General features: G+C 72.1%; 22 protein-coding genes. 13 read left to right on the top strand and 9 right to left on the bottom strand.

Annotated features, from left to right (window positions below):
* Positions 1–137 precede the first annotated feature (137 nt).
* A complete protein-coding gene (locus ACFYOS_RS20625) occupies positions 138–314 on the bottom strand; it encodes a CsbD family protein (RefSeq protein WP_387143820.1) in 177 nt (58 codons plus the stop codon).
* Positions 315–485: 171 nt separating this feature from the next.
* Here ACFYOS_RS20625 and ACFYOS_RS20620 point away from each other — a divergent pair, with 171 nt between their 5' ends.
* Entirely contained in the window at positions 486–1,100 is a 615-nt protein-coding gene (locus ACFYOS_RS20620) for a histidine phosphatase family protein (protein ID WP_387143817.1), read from the top strand.
* Here ACFYOS_RS20620 and ACFYOS_RS20615 read toward each other — a convergent pair.
* The 4 genes from ACFYOS_RS20615 to ACFYOS_RS20600 form a co-directional block, all read right to left on the bottom strand.
* On the bottom strand, positions 1,027–1,536 hold the full coding sequence (locus ACFYOS_RS20615; protein ID WP_387143814.1) for an Lrp/AsnC family transcriptional regulator: 510 nt from the start codon (positions 1,534–1,536) through the stop codon (positions 1,027–1,029). The two genes, ACFYOS_RS20620 and ACFYOS_RS20615, sit on opposite strands and share 74 nt — an antisense overlap.
* 61 nt (positions 1,537–1,597) lie before the next feature.
* Complete coding sequence (locus tag ACFYOS_RS20610; RefSeq protein ID WP_387143811.1) at positions 1,598–2,740, bottom strand: acyl-CoA dehydrogenase family protein; 1,143 nt, start codon at positions 2,738–2,740, stop codon at positions 1,598–1,600.
* Positions 2,737–3,846, bottom strand: a complete 1,110-nt coding sequence (locus ACFYOS_RS20605) for a M24 family metallopeptidase (RefSeq protein ID WP_387143808.1) — start codon at positions 3,844–3,846, stop codon at positions 2,737–2,739. The genes ACFYOS_RS20610 and ACFYOS_RS20605 overlap by 4 nt, the downstream gene beginning before the upstream one ends.
* Before the next feature lie 41 nt (positions 3,847–3,887).
* The gene (locus tag ACFYOS_RS20600) at positions 3,888–4,154 is read right to left on the bottom strand and encodes a glutaredoxin domain-containing protein (protein ID WP_387143806.1); all 267 of its coding nucleotides are present in this window, start codon (positions 4,152–4,154) and stop codon (positions 3,888–3,890) included.
* Between the two features lie 116 nt (positions 4,155–4,270).
* Here ACFYOS_RS20600 and ACFYOS_RS20595 point away from each other — a divergent pair, with 116 nt between their 5' ends.
* Together ACFYOS_RS20595 and ACFYOS_RS20590 are read left to right on the top strand one after the other, a co-directional pair.
* Positions 4,271–4,636: a putative quinol monooxygenase gene (locus ACFYOS_RS20595; protein ID WP_387143803.1), complete on the top strand. Its 366-nt coding sequence runs from the start codon at positions 4,271–4,273 to the stop codon at positions 4,634–4,636.
* A complete protein-coding gene (locus ACFYOS_RS20590; protein ID WP_387143800.1) occupies positions 4,626–5,237 on the top strand; it encodes a YdeI family protein in 612 nt (203 codons plus the stop codon). Before ACFYOS_RS20595 ends, ACFYOS_RS20590 begins: the two co-directional genes overlap by 11 nt.
* Before the next feature lie 145 nt (positions 5,238–5,382).
* On the opposite strand, the gene ACFYOS_RS20585 is transcribed toward ACFYOS_RS20590, so the two are convergent.
* Positions 5,383–7,320 carry a potassium transporter Kup gene (locus ACFYOS_RS20585; protein WP_387143797.1) on the bottom strand — a complete coding sequence of 646 codons (1,938 nt, stop codon included), beginning with the start codon at positions 7,318–7,320 and terminating at the stop codon, positions 5,383–5,385.
* Between the two features lie 91 nt (positions 7,321–7,411).
* Here ACFYOS_RS20585 and ACFYOS_RS20580 point away from each other — a divergent pair, with 91 nt between their 5' ends.
* The 9 genes from ACFYOS_RS20580 to ACFYOS_RS20540 all read left to right on the top strand — a co-directional run bounded on the left by ACFYOS_RS20580 (position 7,412) and on the right by ACFYOS_RS20540 (position 17,627).
* Positions 7,412–7,792 carry a YccF domain-containing protein gene (locus ACFYOS_RS20580; RefSeq protein ID WP_387143795.1) on the top strand — a complete coding sequence of 127 codons (381 nt, stop codon included), beginning with the start codon at positions 7,412–7,414 and terminating at the stop codon, positions 7,790–7,792.
* A 237-nt stretch (positions 7,793–8,029) separates the two neighbouring features.
* Positions 8,030–8,809, top strand: coding sequence for an FkbM family methyltransferase (locus tag ACFYOS_RS20575; protein ID WP_387143822.1), 780 nt, complete (start codon positions 8,030–8,032; stop codon positions 8,807–8,809).
* Between the two features lie 250 nt (positions 8,810–9,059).
* Positions 9,060–10,061, top strand: coding sequence for a LacI family DNA-binding transcriptional regulator (locus ACFYOS_RS20570; RefSeq protein WP_387143792.1), 1,002 nt, complete (start codon positions 9,060–9,062; stop codon positions 10,059–10,061).
* A 123-nt stretch (positions 10,062–10,184) separates the two neighbouring features.
* Positions 10,185–11,861 (top strand): ABC transporter substrate-binding protein, encoded by a 1,677-nt coding sequence (locus tag ACFYOS_RS20565; RefSeq protein ID WP_387143789.1) that lies wholly within the window; start codon positions 10,185–10,187, stop codon positions 11,859–11,861.
* 112 nt (positions 11,862–11,973) lie between these two features.
* Positions 11,974–13,140 carry an ABC transporter ATP-binding protein gene (locus ACFYOS_RS20560; protein ID WP_387143786.1) on the top strand — a complete coding sequence of 389 codons (1,167 nt, stop codon included), beginning with the start codon at positions 11,974–11,976 and terminating at the stop codon, positions 13,138–13,140.
* Positions 13,137–14,114, top strand: a complete 978-nt coding sequence (locus ACFYOS_RS20555; protein WP_387143783.1) for an ABC transporter permease — start codon at positions 13,137–13,139, stop codon at positions 14,112–14,114. The genes ACFYOS_RS20560 and ACFYOS_RS20555 overlap by 4 nt, the downstream gene beginning before the upstream one ends.
* A 3-nt stretch (positions 14,115–14,117) precedes the next feature.
* Positions 14,118–15,167, top strand: a complete 1,050-nt coding sequence (locus ACFYOS_RS20550; RefSeq protein ID WP_387143780.1) for an ABC transporter permease — start codon at positions 14,118–14,120, stop codon at positions 15,165–15,167.
* Positions 15,164–16,171, top strand: coding sequence for an ABC transporter ATP-binding protein (locus ACFYOS_RS20545; RefSeq protein WP_387143777.1), 1,008 nt, complete (start codon positions 15,164–15,166; stop codon positions 16,169–16,171). Before ACFYOS_RS20550 ends, ACFYOS_RS20545 begins: the two co-directional genes overlap by 4 nt.
* Before the next feature lie 43 nt (positions 16,172–16,214).
* Entirely contained in the window at positions 16,215–17,627 is a 1,413-nt protein-coding gene (locus tag ACFYOS_RS20540; protein ID WP_387143774.1) for a GH1 family beta-glucosidase, read from the top strand.
* A 160-nt stretch (positions 17,628–17,787) separates the two neighbouring features.
* Here ACFYOS_RS20540 and ACFYOS_RS20535 read toward each other — a convergent pair whose 3' ends face one another.
* Together ACFYOS_RS20535 and ACFYOS_RS20530 are read right to left on the bottom strand one after the other, a co-directional pair.
* Positions 17,788–19,047, bottom strand: a complete 1,260-nt coding sequence (locus ACFYOS_RS20535; protein ID WP_387143771.1) for an ROK family protein — start codon at positions 19,045–19,047, stop codon at positions 17,788–17,790.
* A 169-nt stretch (positions 19,048–19,216) separates the two neighbouring features.
* Positions 19,217–19,537 (bottom strand): TraR/DksA family transcriptional regulator, encoded by a 321-nt coding sequence (locus ACFYOS_RS20530; protein ID WP_387143768.1) that lies wholly within the window; start codon positions 19,535–19,537, stop codon positions 19,217–19,219.
* 314 nt (positions 19,538–19,851) lie between these two features.
* Here ACFYOS_RS20530 and ACFYOS_RS20525 point away from each other — a divergent pair, with 314 nt between their 5' ends.
* Positions 19,852–20,307 carry a GNAT family N-acetyltransferase gene (locus ACFYOS_RS20525; RefSeq protein WP_387143765.1) on the top strand — a complete coding sequence of 152 codons (456 nt, stop codon included), beginning with the start codon at positions 19,852–19,854 and terminating at the stop codon, positions 20,305–20,307.
* Here the strand turns inward: ACFYOS_RS20525 and ACFYOS_RS20520 are convergent.
* Positions 20,304–21,527 carry an LCP family protein gene (locus ACFYOS_RS20520; protein WP_387143762.1) on the bottom strand — a complete coding sequence of 408 codons (1,224 nt, stop codon included), beginning with the start codon at positions 21,525–21,527 and terminating at the stop codon, positions 20,304–20,306. The genes ACFYOS_RS20525 and ACFYOS_RS20520 overlap by 4 nt on opposite strands.
* Positions 21,528–21,596 lie beyond the last annotated feature (69 nt).

Genomic DNA, 21,596 nt, shown 5'->3' with positions numbered 1-21,596 from the left:
GGGGGGGGGGGGGCCCGCCGGGCGCCCCCTCCCCCCCCGCGCGCCCCCCCGGCCCGCGGGTAAACCCCCCCCCCGGGGCCCGGGTGCCAGGCGGGGGGGGGGCCCGGGGCCCCGGGGCCCCCCCGCCGACGTACGGATCACTTCTGGAAGGTCTTCATGTTCCGACCGGCCTCCTTCTGCCGGGCCCGGGCCGTGCTCTGCTCGCTGGCGCCTTCGGCCCGCAACCGCTCGTTGTCGGTGACGTCGCCGATCCGTTCCTTGGCGACGCCGCTCAGCTCCTGGGCCTTGTTCTTCGCCTTATCGGTGAAGCTCATGGGACTCCCTCCGCTGCCGCGGTACGCCGGGCCGGATGGCCCGTTCACCTGTCGCGTCCCCGTAGCCCGCCCGTCGAAACGCCTGCGTTTCTGGTGACTGGTCGCACCATCGGTAAGGCGTCCTAGGATACTAGGTGAACGGTGGGACCGGGGGGCTGGTTAACTGGGCGAATGGGAGATATCCTGCTGATCCGCCACGGTGAGACCGCATGGAGCGCCAGCCACCGGCACACCTCGTACACCGACATGGAGCTCACCCCCGACGGCGAGCGGCAGGCCCGTGCCCTGGCGCCGATGCTCGCCGGCCGGCGCTTCGTCCGCGTCCTGTCCAGCCCACGGCAGCGGGCCGTGTGCACCGCCCACCTCGCCGGCCTCGACGCCGACGCCACCGACCCGGACCTGGCCGAGTGGAACTACGGCGAGTACGAGGGACGCACGTCCGCCGACGTGCACGAGGAGAATCCGCACTGGAACCTCTGGACCGACGGCTGCCCCGGCGGTGAGTCACCGGCGCAGGTCGGCGAACGCCTCGACCGGGTGATCGCCCGGGTCGCTCCCCTGCTCGACCAGGGCAACGTCGCCCTGGTCGCCCACGGGCACAGCCTGCGGGTGCTCGGCGCCCGCTGGATCGGGCTGCCGCCGTCCGCCGGCGGGCTGCTGCGGCTGGACACCGCCACCGTGAGCGCGCTCGGTCACGAGCACGGGCGGCGGGTCATCCTGCGGTGGAACCAGCCGGTTCCGCCGCCGCCGCCCGGGACCGCCCCCGACCTGGCAGGTCGCCATTGATCCGCGGCGGCCGGTTCTCGTACGGGGTGGAGAGCACCACCGTGGTGCGGGTGGTGACGTTGGCGGCCGTACGGATCTCCTGGAGCAGCCGCTCCAGGTCCGCCGGGCCGGCCACCCGCACCATCAGGAGGTAGAAGTCCTCCCCCGCCACCGAGTAGCACGAGTCGATCTCGGGCAGGTGGGCCAGCCGCTCCGGCGCGTCGTCCGGCTGGGACGGGTCGAACGGCCGGATCGCCACGAAGGCGGTCAGCGGCAGGTCCAGCGCCTCGAACGAGACGCGCGCGCCGTACCCCTTGATCACGCCGCGCTGCTCCAGCCGGCGGACCCGCTGGTGCACGGCGGACACCGAGAGGCCCACCCGCTCGGCGAGGTCGGTGTACGACAGCCGACCGTCCCCGGTCAGCGCGGCGACGATGGCACGGTCGATCTCCTCCACGCGGTGCAACCTACCGGAGTAAACGCTCCCATGCCTCACCCGGCCCGCGCTGCGGGTGGCCTCAGCCCTGGGCGAGGGCCCGGGAGATGACCAGCCGCTGGATCTGGTTGGTGCCCTCGACGATCTGCAGCACCTTCGCCTCCCGCATGTACCGCTCGACCGGGTGGTCGGCGACGTAGCCGGCGCCGCCGAGCACCTGCACCGCGTCGATGGTCACCCGCATCGCCATGTCGGTGGCGAAGAGCTTCGCCTTAGCCGCCTCGATCGAGTACGGCCGGCCGACGTCGCGCAGCCGCGCGGCGGACAGCATGAGCGCGCGGGCCGCCGAGATCTGGGTGGCGTGGTCGGCGAGGGTGAAGCCGAGGCCCTGGAAGTCGATGATCGGCTTGCCGAACTGCTGCCGCTCCTTGGCGTAGCCGACCGCGTAGTCGAGGGCGGCCTGGGCGAGGCCGACCGCGCAGGCGGCGATGCCGAGCCGGCCGGAGTCCAGGGCGGACATGGCGATGGTGAAGCCCTTCCCCTCGCCCCCGATCAGCCGCTCGGCCGGCACCCGGGCGTCGTCGAAGGCGATCTGGGCGACCGGGGAGGCGTGCAGGCCCATGGTCCGCTCGGCGGCCTGCGGGTGGATGCCCGGGGTGTTCCGGTCGGCGAGCAGGCAGGAGATGCCCTTCGGGCCGGGGCCGCCGGTGCGGCAGAAGATGTTGTAGAAGTCGGCGACCCGGGCGTGGGTGATCCACGCCTTGGTGCCGGAGACCACGTAGTCGTCGCCGTCCCGGACCGCCTTCGTGGTCAGCGAGGCAGCGTCGGAGCCGCCCTGCGGCTCGGAGAGGCAGTACGCCCCGAGCAGCTCCCCACCGATCATGTCGGGCAGCAGCTTGCGCTGCTCGTCGGTGCCGAACTGCGCGACGGGGTAGCAGGACAGGGTGTGCACGCTGACCGCCTCGGCGACGGCGAGCCAGCGGCTGGCGAGGATCTCCAACACCTGGAGGTAGACCTCGTACGGCTGGGCGGCGCCGCCGTGCTCCTCGGCGTACGGCAGGCCGAGCAGGCCGGCCCGGCCCAGGGTGCGCAGCACGTCGCGGGGGAACTCGGCGCGCTCCTCGAAGCCGGCGGCCTTCGGGGCGAGCTCGCGGTCGGCGAGCTCGGTGGCGAGGTCCAGCAGGTCGTGGGCCTCGTCGGTGGGGAGGATCCGGTCGACGTTCATAGCGCGATGAGCTCCGTAGGGGTGGTGTTGAGCCGTTGCCCGCCGTCCGTCGTGCAGACGACGATGTCCTCGATCCGGGCGCCGTGCCGCCCGGCGAGGTAGATCCCGGGTTCGACCGAGAAGGCCATGCCGGCCTCCAGGGGTCGGGGGTTGCCGGCCACGACGTACGGCTCCTCGTGGGTGTCGAGGCCGATGCCGTGTCCGGTGCGGTGCAGGAACGCGTCGCCGTAGCCGGCGGCGGCGATGACGTCCCGGGCGGCCGCGTCGACCGCCTCGGCGGTGATGCCGGGCCGGACCGCCGCCACCGCCGCGCGTTGCGCCTCGTGGAGCACCGGGTAGTACTCGGAGAACTCGGCCGGGGCAGGGCCGCCGACGACGTAGGTGCGGGTGCAGTCGGAGCGGTAGCCGGTCGGCATGGTGCCGCCGATGTCGACCACGACCGGCTCCCCGGCCCGGATCGGCCGGTCGGAGGTGCCGTGGTGCGGGCTGGCCCCGTTCGGGCCGGCGGCGACGATGACGAAGTCGACCCTCACGTGGCCGGCTGCCCGGATGGCGGCGGCGATGTCGGCCGCCACTTCGACCTCGGTCCGGCCGGGGCGCAGCCACTCCCCCATCCGGGTGTGCACCGCGTCGATCGCGGCGCCGGCCTCGGCGAGGGCGGCCACCTCGGCCGGGGTCTTGCGGATCCGCAGCTCGCGCAGCACCTCGGAGGCGAGGCGCTGGGTGGCGTCGGGCAGCGCGGCGCGCAGGGCGAGGACCTGCTCGGCCCACATCCGGTCGGCCAGCCCGACGGCGGTCACCGGGCCGGGCAGCGCCGCGCGGACCAGCGGGTACGGGTCGGTGCCGTCGGCGTGGTCGACGAGGCGGACGACGGTGGCCGGGGCGGTTTCCGCGGCGGGGCGCTCCAGGGCCGGCACGATCAGGGTGGGTTCGCCCTCGGCGGGGAGCACGAGGCAGGTGAGTCGCTCCCCCTCGTGCGCGTCGTAGCCGGTCAGGTAGCGCAGGTCGGAACCGGGGGTGAGCAGCAGCGCGTCGAGGCCCGCCGCGGCGGTGGCGCGCTGCGCGGCGGACAGCCGCTCGGCCGGGTAGACCTCGTCGATTCCCACCCCCCGAGCTTAACGGTCGTTTGGGCCGCTCGGGGAGTCGGTCACCCGGCCGCTTCCCGCAGGGCGGTCCGCACCTGACGAAGCGACGGGTTGACCAGCGCCCGGCCGCCGACCGCGACGGTGGGCACCGTCTCGTTGCCGTCGGCCACTGAGCGGACGTACGCCGCCGCCTCCGGGTCCCGCCAGATGTTGACCTTCCGGTGCGGCAGCCGGGCCAGGAAGAACTTCATCCGCAACTTCATGCAGTACGGGCACAGCGGTCGCCAGTAGAGGACGACCTCGCTTCCGCCCGTCCGAGGTCCAGTCATGGCCCGACAGTCTGCCAGGCCCGGTCACGCCGAACCGCCCCGCACACAGCACGGGGGACCGCCAGCGGCGGGCACACCGCGTACGCTCGGTGCCAAGCGGAGGGGGAAACGGCACGATGGACACGGCAGCGCGGACCGGCCGGCTGATGACCATGCGCGCCCAGCCGGGCCGGGGCGCCGAACTCGCCGACACGCTGCTGCGGGTCGCCGAGGGGCTGCGCGGGTTCCCCGGCTGCGAGCTGTACCTGATCAGCCGGGACCGGGCCGAGCCGGACACCGTCCGGGTGACCGAGGTGTGGACCGACGAGGAGGCCGTGCAGGCGGCGCTGGCCGCGGCGCCCACCGACTCGTCCGGCCCGAGCATCGCCGACGTGCTGGCGATGCTGGCCGGACCGCCGGAGCGGGTGGACGTCGTACCCCTCGGCGGGGTCGGCCTGCCGGCCGGCGGCACTGCGCAGCCGGTCGATCGCCGTGCCCACTGAGCCGCCCGAGCTGATCGTCGCCGACGCGCCCGCCTGGCGGGACTGGCTCGGCACCCACCACGCCGACCCGACCGGCGTGTGGCTGGTGCTGGCCAAGCGCGGCACCACCGTCCCCACCAGCCTCGGCTACGACGAGGCGCTGGAGGAGGCGCTCTGCCACGGGTGGATCGACGGCCAGGTCCGGCGCCGCGACGAGGCCACCTATCGGCAGCGGTTCACCCCGCGCCGGTCGCGCAGCCCCTGGTCGGCTCGGAATGTGGGCATCGTGGCCCGGCTGACGGCGCAGGAGCGGATGCACCCGGCCGGCCTCGCGGAGGTGGACCGGGCTAGGACCGACGGTCGCTGGGACGCCGCGTACGCCGGACAGTCCACCGCGGAACCGCCCGAGGAGCTGCTGGTCGCGCTGGCCGCCGAGCCCCGGGCCCGGCGGATGTTCGACCTGCTCACCGCACAGAACCGCTACGCGGTGATCTACCGGATCAGCAGCGCGAAGCGGGCCGAGACCCGGAGCCGGCGGATCGCCCAGTTCGTGGCCATGCTGGCCCGTGGCGAGACGCCCCATCCGCAACGGCGCACCCCCGACGACACCGACCCGGACTGAGGCCGCGGCCACCCGCTGACGTGGGCAGCCGGCAGGGGCCTACGGCGCGGGTGTGGATCGCCATGGCGGCACCTGGTGGCGGTGCTGCCCCTGGTGCTCTCGGCCGCCTGACGTCGGACCGCCGCGCCCGGCTGACCGGGCGGACTCAGACGGGGACTTCGGCGCTGAGGACGATGGTGCGTTCCTCGGGCAGGCGCAGGAACTCGACCTGACTGGCGGCGTTGTGGGCGAGGCCGATGAACAGCCGCTTGCGCCAGATGGCCATGCCGGGGCGACGGGTGCACCGCAGCGTGATCCGCGAGACGAAGTAGGAGACCTGATCGTGGGCGATCCCGGTGCCGAGGGGGTGGGTGGCGGCGCGGCGCAGGACCTCGGGGAAGTCGGTGAGGTCCTGGAAGCCGAAGACGGCCTTGATGTGGATGATGCCGTCATTCGGGTCACCGAGATCGTCGATGGTCAGGCGCTGATCCCACGGAATGTGCGGGACGTTCGCGGTGTGCCCGGAAATGATCACGATCCGCTCGTGCCGTACGTGATTGTGCGCCACGTTGGCGCGCAGCGCCAGCGGCGTCGTCTCCTTGTTCGGATGCGGGAACACCGCGGTGCCCGGCACCCACGGGATGTTCATGGCGTGCAGCTTGTCGATGAAGTCGGGCAGTGGGCCTTCGAGTTCGATCCGGCGCGGGGTGACCAACGCGGCTCCGCGCCGCCACGTCAGCAGGACCGTGAACACGATGATCGCGATGAGCAGCGTCAACCAGCCACCGTGGCTGACCTTGGCCAGGTTCGCGGTGAAGAAGACCAGCTCGATGCTGCCGAAGACGACCCCGAACAGCACCACCCGTCGAGTGGACCAGCGCCACAGCGCCCGCGCGACGACCAGGAACAGGGTCGTGGTGATCAGGAACGTGCCGGTGACCGCCACCCCGTAGGCGGCAGCAAGGTTCGTTGATGAGCCGAACGCGAACGTCACCAGCATGACTGCCGCGAACAGGCTCCAGTTCACCCCGGGCGCGTAGATCTGCCCGTACTCCCGGCGGGAGGTCTGCCGGATGCGCAGGTGCGGCAGGAATCCCAGCCGCATGGCCTCCCGGGACACCGAGAACGCCCCGGAGATCACCGCCTGGGACGCGATCACGGTGGCGACGGTGGCCAGGACGACCATCGGCAGCCGCGCCCAGTCCGGCAGGAGGAGGAAGAACGGATTGGCCCGGCTGTCTGGTGCCCGCAGGATCAGCGCGCCCTGGCCGAGGTAGTTGAGCGTCAGCGCGGGAAACACTATCGCGAACCAGGCCCGGCGGATCGGGGCGCGGCCGAAGTGGCCCATGTCGGCGTAGAGCGCCTCGGCACCGGTGATCGCCAGCACCACGGCGCCCATCGCGACGAACGCGATGACCGGGTGGTCCACGACGAACAGGACCGCATACGTCGGCGACAGCCCGGCCAGGACGCCCGGGTGACGTACCACCTCGGCCGCGCCGGCCACGCCCAGGCAGGCGAACCAGAGCACCATGATCGGCCCGAACACGGCCCCGACCCGGCCGGTGCCCCATCGCTGGACGCCAAACAGCAGGGTGAGGATCACCGCCGACGCCGGCAGCACCACCACCGCCCATTGCGGGGAGGTGACCTCCAGTCCCTCCACCGCCGACAGCACCGAGATCGCCGGGGTGATCACGCTGTCGCCGTAGAACAGGGCGGCGCCCAGCGCTCCGAGCGCGAGCACGCCGGCGCCGCGCCGTGCGCTGGCCTCACCCAGCGCCCGTCGGGCGAGTGCGGCCAGGGCCATCACCCCGCCCTCACCTTCGTTGTCGGCCCGCAGGATGAAGATGACGTACTTGATCGACACGATCAGCGTGATCGACCAGAAGACCAGCGAGATCACGCCGAACACGTCCCCTTCGGTCGGTATGAGGCCGCGGTCGAGGGTGAAGACGGTCTTCAGCGCGTACAACGGGCTGGTGCCGATGTCGCCGTACACCACCCCCAACGCGCCCAGCAGCAATGCCAGACCCGCCTCACCGCCCGCCGTCGGCACGTTGCCGACCGCCGCGGGCCGCCCACCGTTCGCTTGCTCCGACACCCCACAGGCATACCAGCCCGCACGCCGCCACCTACCCGGGAAAGCGGAACTGCGCGGAGGTGGTCTTGCGCCCGGTCGCCACCATGGACCCGTGCTCCGCTTCGTGCTCAACGTGCTCTGGCTGGTCTTCGGTGGCGGCTTCGTGCTGGCCCTCGGCTACGGCGTGGCCGCCCTGATCTGCTTCGCGCTGGTGGTCACCATCCCGTTCGGGGTGGCCTCACTGCGCCTCGCCTCGTACGCGCTGTGGCCGTTCGGCCGCACCCTCGTCCGCAAGCCAGGGGCCGGGCTCGCCTCCGGCCTGGCGAACGTGCTGTGGGTGCTGCTGGCGGGCTGGTGGCTGGCGCTGTCCCACATCCTCGCCGGGGTCGCCCTCTGTGTCACCGTCATCGGCATCCCGTTCGGCGTGGCCAACTTCAAGCTCGTCCCGGCGGCGCTCTGGCCGCTGGGTCAGGAGGTGGTCGACGCCCCCTGAGCGTCACCGGTCGCTGCGCGACCCGCCCAGGTGGGCGTGCTCGTTCGTCGCCAGGCACGTGTCCCGAGCGGACAGGCCGTCGGCCGGGTCACCACCCTAAGGCGTCCTAGGAGGCTGGGTTTCCGGGGCGGGCGGTGGATGGACGCGAACCGGGCTCGCGGCCGTCCCGGCGCCACTACCGTCGGAGCCGTGGGCGATCAGCACGGGGTGATCGAGGCGCTCAAGGCGGATCCGGCCATGTCGGGCCTGCGCCGCTCCTTGGAGGCCTACTACGGCGACCCGGCCCGCGACGCCGCCATGGACGCCTTCTACGCCGGCTTCGTCCGCCCCGGTGACCTCGTCTTCGACGTCGGGGCGCACGTCGGCGACCGGCTCGGCAGCTTCCGCCGCCTCGGCGCCCGGGTGGTGGCCGTCGAGCCGCAGCCGATGTGCGCCCGGGCGCTGCGCGCGCTCTACGCCGGCGACCCGGAGGTGACCGTGGTCGAGGCGGCCTGCGGCCACCGCCCCGACCCCGTACGACTGCACCTCAACTCCGCCAATCCCACGATCGCCACCGTCTCCCCGCGGTTCATCGAGGCGGCGGCCGGCGCCGGCGGCTGGGAGCACGAAGTCTGGGACGCCCAGATCGAGGTCAGCGGCACCACGATGGACGCTCTCATCGCCGGGCAGGGCGTACCGGACTTCGTGAAGATCGACGTGGAGGGCTTCGAGGACGCCGTGCTGGCCGGGCTGAGCCGGCCGCTCCCCGCACTGTCGTTCGAGTTCACCACCATCGCCCGGGAGCTGGCCCTGCGCTGCCTGGACCGGCTCACCGGGCTCGGCTTCACCGGGTTCAGCGCCGCGCTCGGCGACGAGATGGCACTCGCCCTGCCGCGGTGGCTGCCGGCCGCGGAGGTGGCCGCGTACCTGACGGCGCTGCCGCACGAGGCGAACTCGGGCGACGTGTACTGCACGTCCGGCGCGGTCAGCCGTCCGGCCGCGGGGCGGCGCGGCGGGCCGCCCCGCCGCGCCGCCTGATCCGGCGCCCGCCGGGGCGGCACCGCCGGTGCCGGGGCCAGGGCATCAACGCAGTTCAGCATGGCGAGGTGTCGCCGCCCGGTCCACAGTGGTCGCCGGACCCCGTCGGTCACTTTTTTAAGGTTTTGAACTTAGCCATGTTTCGTTACCGGCCTGTTATTGACGTGACCGCCGCCACTTCGGTTGACTGCGACGGAACCGCTTCCGAAACCGGTTCCGAAACCGCCACCCCTGCGACCCGGGAGAGTCCGTGCCGATCACGATCGCCGACGTCGCCACCCGAGCCGGGGTGAGCAAGACGACCGTGTCGCGGGTGCTCAACGGCAAGGGCGAGGTGCACGTCCGCACCGCCGACCGGGTCCGTGCGGTGATCAGCGACCTGGGGTACGTGCCCAGCGCCCGCGCGGTCGGCCTGGCCCGGGGCCGCACCCGCGTGGTCGGCATGCTGGTGCCCGCGCTCACCTGGCCGTGGATGGGCGAGGTGCTCCAGGGCGCGGCCGACGTGGTCGAGTCCGAGGGATACGGGCTGCTGCTGTTCACCTGCAACCGAGGCGACGAGTCGATGCGGCGGTTCGCCTCCCAGGTCTCCGCGAAGTCCTTCGACGGCCTGCTCGTCGTCGAGCCGGAAGGCACCCTGGACTACATCACCGAACTGCACGAACGCGGCCTGCCGGTGATCCTCATCGACGACCGCGGCCACCAGCCGGGCTTCCCCTCGGTACGGACCACCAACACCGACGGCGCACGGGCGGCCGCCGCCCACCTGCTGGCGCTGGGCCGCCGCCGCCCCCTCGTGGTGACCGGCCTGAGCCGCTTCGGCTGCACCCGGGAACGGCTGGCCGGCTTCGCAGACGGCTACGCCGATGCCGGCCTGCCCATCGACCCGGCCCTCGTCGTCGAGGGCGACTTCACCTTCGAGTGCGGCCGGGCGGCGGTGGAACACCTGCTCGCCGACGGGGTGTCGTTCGACGCCGTGTTCGCCCACAACGACCTCTCCGCCGCCGGCGCGCTCCAGGCGCTGCGCGATGCCGGCCGGCGCGTGCCGCAGGACGTGGCCGTCGTCGGCTTCGACGACCTGCCCCTGGCGGGGCACACCCACCCGCCGCTGAGCTCGGTACGCCAGCCGTTACGGGAGATGGGGGCGGCCGCCGCCCGCACCCTCATCGCCCACCTCGCCGGCACGCCGCTGCCCGACACCCCGACCGTCATCCCCACCAGCTTCACCGTCCGCGCCTCGACCAGCACCACCTGACCTCTCCACCGCTGTATCCACCACCCACACCGGCGGGCATCGCGGCCACCGGTGGTAACACCGCACACCCTCCATCCACCACATCCCGCTCGAGGAAATGCGGGACCACCGAGGGAGACCTCCATGAGAAGAAGGCAGATCCTCGCCGTCGCGCTGGCCGGCGCAATGGCCGCCGCCGTCGCGGCGTGTGGCGACAGCCCGAACGCCAACAAGAAGAACGGCCAGGCGGCCACCGTCTTGAACGTCGGCATGCCGAACGGTCCACAGGCCGAGAACAACAACCCGTTCCTCACCACGTCCGCCGCGGCCTCCCTGGGCTACCGCTGGCAGATCTTCGAGCCGCTGATGATGTGGAACCCGGTCAAGCCGGCCGACCCGTTCAAGCCGTGGCTGGCCACCAAGGCCGAGTGGTCGCCCGACTACACCTCGGTCAAGGTCACCATCCGCGACAACGCCACCTGGTCCGACGGCCAGAAGGTCACCGCCGAGGACGTCGCGTTCACCTACAACCTGGTCAAGAAGTACCCGGCGCTCAACGACCAGGGTGTGCCCTACACCGACGCGACCGCGAGCGGCAACGAGGTCACGATCAAGATGGAAAGCCCGCAGTTCGTCAACCAGCAGAAGGTGCTGTGGCGGGTGCCGATCGTGCCCAAGCACATCTGGGAGAAGATCAGCGATCCGACCACCGACCCCGTCAAGCAGCCGGTCGGCAGTGGCCCCTACACGCTGAAGTCGTTCACCCCGGCCACCACCACGTTGGCCGTGCGCGACAAGGGCTACTGGCAGGACCTGCCGAAGGTCAAGGAGCTGCGCTTCACGTCGTACACGGACAACAGCGCGCAGACCACCGCCCTGGCCAACGGCGAGTCGGAGTGGAGCTTCGTCTTCATCCCCAACTACCAGGCCGTCTTCGTCGCCAAGGACCAGGCCCACCACAAGGTGTGGGCACCCCCGGTGCTCGGCATCCACGGCCTCTACCTCAACACCACCAAGAAGCCGTTCGACGACCCGACGCTGCGCCGCGCGATGAACATGGTCATCGACCGCGAGGACATCTTCACCACCGCCGAGGCCGGCTACTTCCACCCGCTGGTGAAGAGCGTGACCGGTCTGCCCAGCCCGGCCGGTGACGCGTTCGTCGCCCCGGAGTTCAAGGGCCAGGAGCACAAGGTCGACGTCGAGGGCGCCAAGGCGCTGCTCACCGGCGCCGGCTACAAGCTCGACGGCACCACCCTCAAGGACAAGACCGGCAAGGCGGTCACGGTCAAGCTGACCGACCCGGCCGGCTGGTCGGACTACCAGACCAGCCTCGAGATCGTGAAGGACGGCCTGTCGAAGATCGGCATCGCCGCGACGGTCGACAAGGCCAACCAGGACGCCTGGTTCCGCAACGTCGAGCAGGGCAACTTCGAGGCGACCTTCCGGTGGACCGAGGGCGGCGCCACGCCGTACGACATCTACCGGACCGTGATGGACGGCCGGCAGCTCAAGCCGATCGGCACCGCCTCCCCCGCCGGCAACTTCGGCCGCTTCAACAACAAGGAGGCGACCGACGCCCTGGTCGCCTACGCGAACGCGACGGACGAGGCCGCCCGTACCACCGCGATGAACACCCTGCAGAAGGTCTTCGTCGACCAGATGCCGATGATCCCGGTCGGCGCGGACAACATCGGTGGCGCGTACAGCACGAAGAACTGGACCGGCTGGCCGGACGACTCGAACCCGTACGGCGCCCTGCAGCCCACCCAGCCCAACGCGCTGGACGTGGTCCTGCACCTGAAGCCGGCCGGTAGCTGACACCCGGCCCCGCCTCCCCGGTCGGCCGCGACCGACCGGGGAGGCGGATTCCACGCTCAGATCGGTTTTCGTCGCCTCCCGGTGACATGGCAACCCCAGACAGGAACTCGGCATGACGTTGAGCGAGAGCGCGGCGGCGCCGGGCGACGAGGTGGTGCTGGAGGCCGTCGGCCTGACCAAGCACTTCCCCGTCCGCAGACGGCTGCGCAACCTCTTCTCCCGGACGCCGGCAGTCGTGCACGCGGTCGACGACGTATCGTTCGCGCTGCGTCGCGGCCAGGTGACCGCGCTGGTCGGGGAATCCGGCTCCGGCAAGTCCACGGTGGCCCGGCTGCTGGCCCAGCTCTACCCCCGCACCGCCGGCGACGTCCGGCTGCACGGCAGGTCGACCCGGGTCCGCGGCGGCCGCGCGTTCCGGGCGTACGTGCGACGGGTCCAGCTGATCCTGCAGGACCCGTTCGCGTCGTTGAACCCGGTGCACACCGTCCGCTACCACCTCACCCGATCGCTGCGGATCCACGGGAACGCGGGGCGTACCGCCGAGGACCTGGACCGGGCCCTCGCCGATCTGCTCACCCGGGTCCGCCTCACCCCGCCCGATCGCTTCCTGGACGTGTTCCCGCACGAGCTCTCCGGCGGCCAGCGGCAGCGCGTCGCCATCGCCCGGGCGCTCGGCGCCGACCCGCAGGTGCTCCTCGCCGACGAGCCGGTCTCCATGCTCGACGTCTCCATCCGCCTCGGTGTGCTCAACCTGCTCCAGGACCTCAAGGAGCGGCTCAACCTCGCCATCCTCTACATCACGCACGACATCGCCTCGGCCCGCTACTTCGCCGACGAGACGATCGTCATGTACGCCGGCCGCATGGTCGAGGGCGGCGACAGCGAGATCGTCACCCAGCACCCGGCCCACCCGTACACCCGGCTGCTCATCGAGTCGGCACCCGACCCCGACCGCATCACCGGCGACGGTGGCGGCGCCGACGAGACCGCCGGGAAGGACCGCGGTCACGGCGAGCCGCCGAGCCTGATCAGCCCGCCCACAGGTTGCCGGTTCCATCCCCGGTGCCCGCATGCCATGCCGCGCTGCACCGCGGACCTGCCGCCGCGGCTGACCATCGGCGACCGGCCCGGTCACTGGGCGGCGTGCTGGCTCTACGATCCGGCCACCGTCGCCGCCGACGCCCCCGGCTCCGCCGTTCCGGACGCGGACCCGACCGTGCCACCACCGCCGGCGCTGGCCGGGCAGGACGGCACCGCCACCCTGGGTGAGGCACGATGAGATTCCTCCTGCAGCGCATGGCCTTCTACCTGTTCACCGCGTGGGCGGCGATCACGCTCAACTTCTTCATCCCGCGGCTGGTCCCGGGCGACCCGGTACAGTCCCTCATCTCGCGCAACCAGGGCCGAATCAGCGCCGACGCCATCCAGTCGCTGCGCGTGCTGTTCGGGCTGGACAAGAACGAGAACGTCTGGGAGCAGTACCTCGACTACTGGCGGCAACTCGTCCACGGTGACCTCGGGCTGTCGTTCACCTTCTTCCCGACGCCGGTGTCGACGGTGATCGGCGACAGCCTGCCGTGGACGGTCGGGCTGGTGGGCATCACCACGATCATCAGCTTCCTCCTCGGCACCGCGCTCGGCGTCGGCGCCGGCTGGCGGCGCGGCTCGTGGATCGACGGGCTGCTGCCGGCCACGACGTTCCTGTCCTCGATCCCGTACTTCTGGTTGGGCCTGGTCGCGATCGCCGTGTTCGCCGGGCCGGGGAGCTTCTTCCCGTCCTCCGGTGGCTACGAGCCGGGCCTGGTGCCGGCGTTCGACCAGTACTTCATCCCGAGTGCGATCCAGCACAGCATCCTGCCTGCCGCCACCATCCTGGTCTCCTCGATGAGCGGGTGGATCCTCAGCATGCGCAACATGATGGTCACCGTCTCGTCGGAGGACTACATCACGGTCGCCCACGCGAAGGGGCTGTCGGAGCGCCGGGTGGCCCTCAGCTACGCCGCCCGCAACGCGCTGCTGCCCAACGTCTCGGGCTTCGCCCTGTCGCTCGGGTTCATCGTCGGTGGCACGCTGCTGGTGGAGATCGTCTTCTCCTACCCGGGCCTCGGCTTCCAGCTCTTCCAGGCGGTCGGCTACAAGGACTACCCGCTGATGCAGGGGATCTTCCTGATCATCACGATCTCCGTGCTGGTGGCGAACCTGCTCGCCGACGTCGCGTACCTGCTTCTCGACCCGCGCACCCGAAAGAGCTGAGCGATGGCAATCTCACCGTCGAGCATCGAACAGGTCATTCCCGGCCAGGGGGCGATGGCCCAGCCGTCGGCCGCGCCGGGCCGGGCGAAGCGGCGCCGGTTCCGGTTCCTGGCCAACGCCAAGGCCGCGACCGGCGTGGTCATCCTGGCCGTCTACTGTCTCTTCGCGATCATCGGGCCGTGGGTGGCACCGTACGACCCGGACGCCCGCACCGGCGACGTCCTGCAGGCGCCCTCGGCCCGGCACTGGTTCGGCACGACCCACCTCGGTCAGGACATCTTCAGCCAGATCCTGGTCGGTGCCCGCAGCGTCATGGTGGTGGGCCTGATCGCCGGCGTGCTGGCGACGATCCTGGCCATCCTCATCGGGGTGACGGCCGGCTACCTCGGCGGAGCGGCCGACGAGGGGCTGTCGGCCCTGTCCAACGTGTTCCTGGTCATCCCCGCGCTGCCGCTGATCATCATCATCACGTCGATCGTCGAGCAGGCCAGTGACACGCTGGTCGCGCTCATCATCGGCCTCACGTCGTGGGCGTGGGGGGCCAGGGTGCTGCGCGCGCAGACGCTGTCGCTGCGTCGCCGCGACTACATCGAGGCGGCCCGGGCCACCGGCGAGCGGACCTGGCGGATCATCCTGTTCGAGATCCTGCCCAACCTGACCGCGATCATCGCCTCCGGCTTCGTCGGCACCGTCATCTTCGCGGTGATGTCGGAGATCACCCTGGCCTTCATCGGCATCTCGTCGGTCTCGTCCTGGAACTGGGGCACCATCCTGTTCTGGGCGCAGGGCCAGCAGGCCCTCGCGCAGGGCGCCTGGTGGTGGTTCGTCCCGGCCGGGCTGGCCATCGCGCTGCTCGGCACCGCCCTCGCGCTGATCAACTTCGGCATCGACGAGTTCGTCAGCCCCCGGCTGCGCAGCGGCGGCCGGGCCCGGATCCGCACCCCCGACGGGCGGACCGCCCGGATGCGGGTCGGCTTCACCCCCGTGCTGGCGCCGTCGGCGGCCGTCCCGGCGCCCCGCGGCGCCGCCACCCGAGAGGAGGTCACGCGATGAGCGCTCCGGTCCTGGAGATCCGCGGGCTGTGCGTCGACTACGGCGTCGGCGACGAGGCGGTGCACGCCGTGCGCGACGTCGACCTGACCCTGCACCGGGGCGAGGTGGTGGGGCTGGCCGGCGAGAGCGGCAGCGGCAAGTCCACCCTGGCGTACGGGCTGACCCGGCTGCTGCCGCCGCCCGGCGTGGTCAGCGGCGGCCAGGTGATCTACCACCCGGCCGACGGGCCGCCGGTCGACGTGCTGACCATGAGCCCGGCGAAGCTGCGGGCGTTCCGCTGGGCGGAGACCTCCATCGTGTTCCAGGGGGCGATGAACTCGCTCAATCCAGTGCACCGGATCTCCACCCAACTGCTCGATGTGATCAAAGCGCACGAGCCGCGGAGCACGGCGGCGGTCCGGCTGGCCCGGGCGAAGGAGCTGCTGCGCCTGGTCGGCATCTCCGCCGACCGGCTGGACAGCTACCCGCACCAGCTCTCCGGCGGGATGCGGCAACGCGTCATGATCGCCATGGCGCTGGCACTGGAACCGCAGGTCGTCATCATGGACGAGCCGACCACCGCGTTGGACGTGGTGATGCAGCGGCAGATCCTCGGGCAGCTCGCCGAGCTGCGCGAGCGGCTGGGCTTCGCGGTGCTGTTCATCACCCACGACCTGTCGCTGCTGGTCGAATTCTCCGACCGCATCGCCATCATGTACGGCGGCCGGATCGTCGAGGAGGCGCCCGCCGCGCAGCTGTACCGGCGGGCGCTGCACCCGTACACCGAGGGGCTGCTGCACAGCTTCCCGGCGCTGCGCGGCCCCCGCCGCGAGTTGACCGGCATCCCGGGGTCCCCGCCGGACCTGCGCGCCATGCCGGACGGCTGCGCGTTCCACCCGCGCTGCCCGAAGGCGTTCGCGCCGTGCGACGTGGACCTGCCACCGCTCGGCCCGCCCGGCGACGGTCACCCGGGGCGGGGCGTCGCCTGCTGGCTGCATCCCGCCGCCGCGCCGGTTTCCCGCTGACCCCTCACCATCTGATCGACCAGCCGCGAACGCGAGGAGAACCATGGACACCGACCTCACCCGCCCGACCGCCACCGGGCAGGCCGACCCGATCGACACCCTGCCGCCGACCTTCCGGTGGGGGGTGGCGACCTCGTCGTACCAGATCGAGGGGGCGGTCGCCGAGGATGGCCGCACGCCGTCCATCTGGGACACCTTCTGCCGCGTCCCGGGGGCGGTGGCGAACGGCGAAACCGGCGACGTGGCCTGCGACCACTACCACCGGATGCCGGAGGACATGGCGCTCATCGCCGACCTGGGCCTGGACACCTACCGGTTCTCGGTGGCCTGGCCCCGGGTGCAGCCGGGCGGGCGCGGGCCGGCGAACCCGGCCGGCCTGGCCTTCTACGACCGACTGGTGGACGAGCTGCTCGGCCGGGGCGTCGACCCGTGGGTCACGCTCTACCACTGGGACCTGCCGCAGGAGCTGGAGGATGCGGGCGGCTGGCCGCACCGGGACACCGCCCACCGCTTTGCCGACTACGCGGATCTGGTCTTCGCCGCGCTCGGCGACCGGGTGAGGACTTGGACGACGCTGAACGAGCCGTGGTGCTCGGCGATGCTCGGGTACGCGTACGGGAAGCACGCCCCCGGCCGGCGGAACCTGGGCGATGGCATCGCCGCCGCGCACCACCTGCTGCTCGGGCACGGGCTGGCGGTGCAGCGGCTGCGGGCGGCCGCGGCCACCCCGATCGAGGTGGGCATCACGGTCAACCTGGCCACCGCCGACCCGGCCACCGACAGCCCGGCCGACCGGGACGCCGCCCGGGCCGCCGATGGCCTGGGCAACCGGCTGTACCTGGACCCGCTGATCCACGGCCGCTACGCGGAGGACGTGGTCGCCGACCTGGCCGCCGAGGGGGTCCGGATCCCGGTCGAGGAGGGCGACCTGGCGGTCATCTCGGCCCCGATCGACGTGCTCGGCGTGAACTACTACTTCGGGCAGCTGTACTCCGGGGTGGACGAGCAGGGGCGGGAACGGGACGACGAGGGACGGCCGGTGCGCCGGGTGGTCCGGCGGGACCTGCCGCGCACCGCGATGGACTGGGAGATCGTGCCGGAGTCCTTCACCGACCTGCTGGTCCGGCTGCACCGCGACTACCCGGGCGTGCCGCTGGTGATCACCGAGAACGGGGCCGCGTTCGACGACCGGCCGGATGCCGAGGGCTTCGTGGCCGACGACGATCGGGTGGCCTACCTGGCCGAGCACCTGCGCGCGGTTGCCCGGGCCCGGCAGGCCGGCGCCGACGTGCGCGGCTACTTCGCCTGGTCGTTGCTGGACAACTTCGAGTGGGCGTACGGCTACGACAAGCGGTTCGGCATCGTGCGGGTGGACTACGACACCCAGCGGCGGACGCCGAAGCGCAGCGCGCACTGGTACCGCGACACCGTCCGGCGGGTGCGCGGGGAGCGCTGACCCGGCCACCCGGGGCGGCCGCGCGGGAATCGGCAACACCTCGGCCAAACGGCATGAAGACACAGATCTGGACCTGCACCGGCGGCGCCAACCAGAAGTGGACGCTGCCGTCCTGAGCCCAGGGTCGGGCCGGCGACGCGACCGTCGCCGGCCCGCCGATTCAGCGGGTACGCGACTGGGAGTCCCGCGCCGGTCGTGCCCGCGGCAGCACCCGGGCGGCCGGCTCGCGCGGCACGCCGCCGTCGCGCAGCAGCCGGGCCATCGGCAGCGTGGCCGCGCCCATCGCGACCGCGTCCGGCCCGAGCCGGCACAGCTCGATCGAGGTCTGCGCGTACGGCTGGCGCAGCGCGTGCCGTGCCGTGGCCTCGCGGATCTGCGGCAGGTACCGCTCGCCCAGGGCCAGTCCGGCCCAGCCGCCGAGCACCACCCGCTCGGGGTTGAAGAGGTTGACCAGGTTGGCCACCCCGGCGCCGAGGTAGCCGACGGTCTCGTCGAGCACCTTCGCGGCGGTCCGGCTGGTGGACCGCAGCAGCTCGCCGAAGGCGCTCTCCTCGTCCCCACCGGCCGCCGGACGACCCCGGTTGGCCTGGCGGAACCGGTCGAGGACCCCCTCCGCCCCGACGTACGCCTCCAGACAGCCGGAGTTGCCGCAGCGGCAGCGGCGACCGCCGTACACGATGGTGGTGTGGCCCCACTCCCCGGCGCTGCTGTGCGCGCCGCGGTAGCCCACACCGCCTGCCACCACGCAGGCCCCGACGCCGGAGCCGACCAGGGCGATGACGGCGTGCCGCACCCCCCGGCCGGCGCCGAACCACATCTCGGCCTGGCCGAGGGTCTTGGCGCCGTTGTCGACGTGGACCGGGATGTCGGTGCCGGACCGGAGCATCGCCCCGAGCGGCACGCCGTCCCAGCCGAGGGTCTGCGCGTGCACGACGGCGTCGGCGGTGCGCTCGACGGTGCCGGAGACGGCGACGCCGAGGCCGAGCACCGCGGCCGGGTCGACGCCGGCCTGCTCGATCACCGCGTCGAGGCCGTGCAGCAGGTGGGTGGCCACTTCCTGCGGGTCGGGCTCGGCGGCCGCGATCGGGTACTCGGCCTTGGCGAGGGCCGTCATCGACAGGTCGAAGAGTTCCACCTGCGCCCGGGTCTCGCCGACGTCGGCGCCGACCAGGTAGCCGTAGCCGGGGGCGACGCGCAGCAGCACCCGCGGGCGGCCGCCGTCGGACTCGACCGAGCCGGCCTCCTCGACCAGACCCTCCGCGATCATCTCGCCGACCAGGTTGCTGACGCTGGCCAGGCTCAGCGCGGTGGTCTGCCCGAGCTCGTGGCGGCTGAGCGGGCCGTCCAGCCAGATCCGGGTGAGCAGCAGCGAGCGGTTGGCCCGGCGCATGTCCCGCACGGTGGTGCGTCTGGCGTCCACGTCCACCACCTTTCCCCTGTCACCATCCGCGGCGAGTCACCCGGAATGCGTCACCCCAGATTAGTGCCGTGCACCAGGCAGCGAAAAATGCGCTACCGCGGGGCTACCGTTCCGGGCGGCACGGCGACTGCCGCGCCGGGCCGCCGTCAGACGGCCCGGCACCCGGCGGTCAGCCGTGCTTCTGCTGACAGGGCACGCAGAAGCGGGCGTGCGGTAGCACCTCGAGGCGCTCCGGCGGAATGCGCGTCCCGCACCGCGCGCAGGTGCCGTAGCCGCCGTCGGCCATCCGCCGCAGCGCGTCGCCGATCTGCGCCAGGCTCTGCCGGGTGGCGGCGATCAGCGCGGCGCGGGTGTGCGCCTCGCCGGGGTCGCCGGTGTCCGCGGTCAGCTCGGTCAACCGGGTGGTCTGCGCGTCGAACTCCGTGGTCAGCGTGGTCCGTAGCCGCGTGAGCCACTGCTGGTCGTGGGTGCCGTGAAGTTCCGTGCTCATCTGGTGTCCCTCCGGGAAAAGAAAAAGGGCCGAAGCCGGATGGCTTCGCCCTGGTGGCCGTACGCGGGATGCGCGGATCTCCGGAGGGCCACGGTCGGAGGGGATCGGGCTCGGCAGCCCGTGCACGGGCGCGACCGCAGTCCGGGGGTGACGGGCAGCCGAAGGCACCGCCGCGTGGACGGTGGTGCGGACCAACTGCCGGAACATGCGGCCCACCATAGGCGGATCCGCCGGCGGCACCAAGGCATTTCCCTGGTGCGCGCCGGGCGGAAACCGGTGGGGCCAGGCTGACGCCGCCGCCCTAAGCTGGCGCCATGGTGGAGGTGCGGCTCGAACCGATGACCGAGGAACAGTTCGGACCCTGGAAGGCGGACGCGGAGGCGCATTTCGCGCAGAGCGTCACCCGCTCCGGCGTGCCGGCCGAGGCCGCAGTGGCCGAGGCCGCCGAGACCTTCGCGAGGCTGCTCCCCGACGGCGCCGGGACGGCCGGGCACCATTTCTGGTACGCCTGCGACGGCGACCGCCGGCTCGGCTTCCTCTGGCTGAAGCTCACCGGCACGGCCGCGTTCGTGTACAACATCGCCGTCGAGCAGGACCAGCGCCGTAAGGGCTACGGCCGCGCCATCATGGAAGCCGCCGAGCGCTGGAGCCGAGCAAACGGCGCTGCGACCATCGGCCTGCACGTCTTCGCCCACAACCACGGCGCCCGCAGCCTGTACGAGCAACTCGGCTACGTCGAGACCGGCCGCAAGATGTCGAAGGATCTCTAGTGCGCTGCGGTGGTCGGACCGGAGTCGGCCACCCAGGTCGGGTGGGCCTGGACGAACGCCGCGACCGTGTCGTCCCGGACCGCGCGCAGCAGGTCCATGCTGGTCGGGCTGAGGATCTCGGCGCTGCCCACCCCCGGGACCGTACGGCTGTTGAAGGTGCCGTCGTTGGTCTTGATCGTGGTGATCGCGTCCGGGTGAACGCCTCGCATGGCGAAGGCCCAGTCCTCCAACGAGATACCGCCGTCGTCCACGGTCATGGTCTTGCCGACCGCCGAGAGCAGCCCGGCCAGCTTCGTCGGCGAGTCCAGTCCGTCGGTGACCACCTGGTGCATCACCGCCTTGATGAACTGCTGCTGGTGGCGTTGCCGGCCGTAGTCGTAGTCACGGTTGGCCAGCAGGTCCCGCTGCCGTACGAAGTCCAGGGCCTCCGCCGGGTTCAGGCAGTGGTTGCCCTTGGTGTAGATGTTCGGGGTGACGCCGGGGATGCGGTGGTTGACCGTGCCGTCGGGATTGATCTTGTACGGCGCGGCCGGCGCGCCCGTCTTGTTGTCGTGGCCCACGTGGATCGAGGTGGTGGTCTCGTCGACGTACATGCAGACCTGGCCGAGGACCTGGACGATCTTCTTGAACCCCTGGAAGTCGATGATCGCGCCGGCGTCCGGGGTGATCCCGGTGAGGTCGCGGACGGTCAGGGCGAGCAGCTCGAAGCCGTGCGACAGCGCCGCCGGGCCGGTCAGGCCCCGGCTACCGAAGGCGAAGGCGGCGTTGATCTTGTTCTTCCCGCCGCGGTAGGGGGTCGCGCCGTTGTCGTAGGCCGGGATGCTGACCAGCGAGTCGCGCGGCAGCGAGACCAGGTAGGCCTGGGTGTGGTCGGCCGGGATGTGCATCAGGATGATCGAGTCGGAGCGGGTGAGCTGGCTCGCGTCCTGGTGCGGGCGGGTGTCGACGCCGACCAGCAGGATGTTCTTCGCTCCGGTGATCGTCCGGTGCTGCCGGGGGGCCGCCGCGGCGCCGAGCAGGTTCTGCTGGGTGACCTTGCTGGTCGCGGTGTGCAGGAGATACTCGCTGCCGCCCAGCGCCACGCCGCTGAGGATCATCAGCGTCGCACCGAGGGCCAGGCACCACCGGGCCCACCGCGGCGCGCGCCGGCGGGCCGGGCGCGACGGTGGGACCGGGTCCACCGGTCTGGGGTTGTCGGAACGCACGGTGACGTGCGACACGGGTGCCTCCTCGGGCTGGGGCCAAGCCGGACCAAATGTAGGTCGCCGGTGAGCGAAGCGTCACCCCGC

Origin of the sequence: Micromonospora sp. NPDC005806 (genome assembly GCF_042871425.1) — a bacterium.
Classification (GTDB): domain Bacteria; phylum Actinomycetota; class Actinomycetes; order Mycobacteriales; family Micromonosporaceae; genus Micromonospora.
This window is presented reverse-complemented; position numbering and strand designations above follow the sequence as displayed.

Coding starts and splice junctions, on each gene's coding strand:
- ACFYOS_RS20625 (WP_387143820.1), bottom strand. CDS start 314: ATGAGCTTCACCGATAAGGCGAAGAACAAGGCCCAGGAGCTGAGCGGC.
- ACFYOS_RS20620 (WP_387143817.1), top strand. CDS start 486: ATGGGAGATATCCTGCTGATCCGCCACGGTGAGACCGCATGGAGCGCC.
- ACFYOS_RS20610 (WP_387143811.1), bottom strand. CDS start 2,740: ATGAACGTCGACCGGATCCTCCCCACCGACGAGGCCCACGACCTGCTG.
- ACFYOS_RS20600 (WP_387143806.1), bottom strand. CDS start 4,154: ATGACTGGACCTCGGACGGGCGGAAGCGAGGTCGTCCTCTACTGGCGA.
- ACFYOS_RS20595 (WP_387143803.1), top strand. CDS start 4,271: ATGGACACGGCAGCGCGGACCGGCCGGCTGATGACCATGCGCGCCCAG.
- ACFYOS_RS20575 (WP_387143822.1), top strand. CDS start 8,030: ATGTCGGGCCTGCGCCGCTCCTTGGAGGCCTACTACGGCGACCCGGCC.
- ACFYOS_RS20565 (WP_387143789.1), top strand. CDS start 10,185: ATGAGAAGAAGGCAGATCCTCGCCGTCGCGCTGGCCGGCGCAATGGCC.
- ACFYOS_RS20560 (WP_387143786.1), top strand. CDS start 11,974: ATGACGTTGAGCGAGAGCGCGGCGGCGCCGGGCGACGAGGTGGTGCTG.
- ACFYOS_RS20555 (WP_387143783.1), top strand. CDS start 13,137: ATGAGATTCCTCCTGCAGCGCATGGCCTTCTACCTGTTCACCGCGTGG.
- ACFYOS_RS20550 (WP_387143780.1), top strand. CDS start 14,118: ATGGCAATCTCACCGTCGAGCATCGAACAGGTCATTCCCGGCCAGGGG.
- ACFYOS_RS20545 (WP_387143777.1), top strand. CDS start 15,164: ATGAGCGCTCCGGTCCTGGAGATCCGCGGGCTGTGCGTCGACTACGGC.
- ACFYOS_RS20540 (WP_387143774.1), top strand. CDS start 16,215: ATGGACACCGACCTCACCCGCCCGACCGCCACCGGGCAGGCCGACCCG.
- ACFYOS_RS20530 (WP_387143768.1), bottom strand. CDS start 19,537: ATGAGCACGGAACTTCACGGCACCCACGACCAGCAGTGGCTCACGCGG.
- ACFYOS_RS20525 (WP_387143765.1), top strand. CDS start 19,852: ATGGTGGAGGTGCGGCTCGAACCGATGACCGAGGAACAGTTCGGACCC.